2 protein-coding genes and 1 pseudogene are annotated in these 2,423 nt (G+C 74.5%); all 3 read right to left on the bottom strand.

The annotated features are described in order from the left end of the window. Nucleotides 1-424: pseudogene (locus FM076_RS21185) on the bottom strand (diguanylate cyclase); the annotation flags it as partial. Nucleotides 425-535: 111 nt separating this feature from the next. Beyond that, the gene (locus FM076_RS21180) at nt 536-1,336 is read right to left on the bottom strand and encodes an enoyl-CoA hydratase/isomerase family protein (RefSeq protein ID WP_173872546.1); all 801 of its coding nucleotides are present in this window, start codon (nt 1,334-1,336) and stop codon (nt 536-538) included. 77 nt (nt 1,337-1,413) lie between these two features. Beyond that, nucleotides 1,414-2,423, bottom strand: a 1,010-nt coding sequence (locus FM076_RS21175; RefSeq protein ID WP_173872545.1) for an adenylate/guanylate cyclase domain-containing protein, incomplete at its 5' end; no start/stop codon positions are given.

Genomic DNA, 2,423 nt, shown 5'->3' with positions numbered 1-2,423 from the left:
CGGCCCGCTCGTCGCCCTCGACCCAGGCCTGCGCCCGGCCGCCGCCGGCCCAGCGCTCGTGCAGGGACTCGGCGACCTGCGGGAAGTCCCGTACGGGGTAGGACTCGTCCGCCGGGAACTCGGCCTCCTGCGGCGTCCGCTCCCCCACGTTGACCAGCACCCGGAGCCGCCCGCGCGCCCGCTCCCAGACGGAGATCGCCGCGAAGGCGCCGCCCATGGCCTCGCAGGCGCCGAGTGCCGCCGCGTGCGCGATGTCCCGGTGCGAGAGGACGGCGGCGGCCTCCGGGTCGTCGCCGGGGACGGGGTGCGGGAGCGCGCGGGCCGTCTCGGGGGCGGACGTCTGTGCGGCGGCCATGGCCTGCGACAACCCCACGACGGCACTGAGGCGCGCGTCCGCTTCCCCGTCGTCTCCTATTCGGCCCATAAGCCAAGATTAGGAGGCTTCGCCCCGTTCTGCCCCGCGGCCCCCTACGGAGAGCCTCACTCTACGTACGAGACCTACCGCCGGGAGGCCGATCGCCGGATTCCGCCCGGCTCATGCACCCGGCCAGTCGGGCTTCCGCTTCTCGTTGAAGGCAGCCACGCCCTCCTTGCGGTCCCCCGAGAAGGCGACGGTGCGCCAGGCGGCCTCCTCCACCTCCAGTCCGGCACGCAGGTCCATGCCCCAGCCGGTGCGCAGCGCCCGTTTGGCGGCCCGCAGCCCGACCGGCGAGTTGGCCGCGATCCGCGCCGCCAGCGCCAGCGCCTCGGTGCGGTCGGCGCCCGGCCCGGCCAGCTGGTCGACCAGCCCCAGCGCGTGCGCCTCGGCGGCCTCGACCCGGCGCGCCGTGAAGATCAGTTCGGCGGCGCGGGCCGCGCCCACCCGGCGGGGCAGCAACTGGGTACCCCCGCCGCCCGGGACCACACCCACCGAAACCTCGGGCAGCCCGACCACGGCCGTCGGGTCGGCGACGATCAGGTCGCAGGAGAGGGCCAGCTCGTAGCCGCCGCCCAGCGCGTAGCCGTGCACCGCCGCGATGGTGGGCATCGGCAGCTCCAGCACGCCCCGGTAGGCCGCGCTGGTGTACGGCCGCTGGGCGCCCAGCTCGGCGTCGCCGAGGGAGTTGCGCTCCTTGAGGTCGGCGCCGACGCAGAAGGCGCGCTCGTGCGTGGAGGTCAGCACGGTGGCCCGTACGTCACCGTCCCGGGCGAGGTCCGCGCACGCGTCGGCGAGCGCGCCCGCGAACGCCGTCGAGACGGCGTTCATGGCCCCCTTCCGGTCCATCACCAGCTCCGCGACGTGCCCGTCCCTGCGGACCCGCACCCACTCCCCGTACGTCTGCTCGCTGTGCTCCATGGCGGTCACGATAACGGTCGCTAACCTCGCGGGGTACCGGGCCGTGCGGGGCCGGCGGGGCGCTCGGGGAGAGGGCGCTAGCCCTGCGGGGTGCGCCGCCGCAGCAGCCAGGGCTCGACCACGCCCAGACCGCGGACGGGGCGCTGGTAGAGGGGCTGGAGGGCGAACCGGTACCCGGACAGGTCCTCGCTCTCCTTCTCCGACTCCGGGGCCGCCCCCGAGGCCGTCAGCTCGGCCCGGAAGGCGCCGTCCACCAGCACCGTGTCCTTGGGCGCTATCGACGTCAGCCGGCTGGCGAGGTTGACGGTGTTGCCGAAGACGTCGCCCATCCGCGTCGTCATCGTCCCGAAGGCGATGCCCACCCGCAGCTCGGGCATCGTCGCGTCGTTCGCCATGGTCTCGATCAGCCGCAGCCCGATCTCGGCGGCGGTGGCCGCGTCCTCGGCGACGTAGAGGATCTCGTCGCCCAGCGCCTTGATGAGCCGCCCGCCGTGCGCGGCGACCAGGTCGGCCGAGGTGGTCTCGAACGCCTCGACCAGCTCGCCCAGTTCCTCGTCCTCCAGGCGCCGCGTCAGCCGGGTGAAGCCCACCAGGTCGGCGAAGCCGATGGCCTGGCGCCGGTTGACCATCTCCTCGTCGTCCTGCGCCTGGACGACCCGGCCGGTGGCGGCGGCCAGCTGGCGGCGCCACACGTAGACCAGGAACTCCTCCAGCTCGGGCAGCAGCAACTGCACCAGCGGGAAGGTCACTTCGTTGCGGGTCATGCCCGGCTCGGGCGGCTCGGTCAGCCCCATCAGGAACGAGTCGATCTGCCAGTCGGCGAGCCGTGCCGTGGTCTGCCCGGTGGACCGGGCCACCTGCACGGCCATCGACTCGCTCAGCAGCCCCGCCTCCACCAGGCCGGCCAGCCGCCGCAGCGCCAGCACGTCGGCCTCGGTCAGCGCCCGGGCCTGCCCCACGTCGGCGAAGCCCATCGCCCGCCAGAACCGGGAGGCCAGCTCCATCGAGACCCCTGCGGCGCGGGCCGCCTGGAAGGGCGTGTACTGGCGCGGTGAGCCGAGGATCAGCTCCTCGATCCGCAGCGCGC

The organism is Streptomyces albus subsp. chlorinus, from assembly GCF_013302895.1.
Lineage (GTDB): Bacteria > Actinomycetota > Actinomycetes > Streptomycetales > Streptomycetaceae > Streptomyces > Streptomyces chlorinus.
The sequence above is the reverse complement of the archived record's forward strand: the minus strand, read 5'-3'. Positions and strand labels throughout refer to the sequence as shown.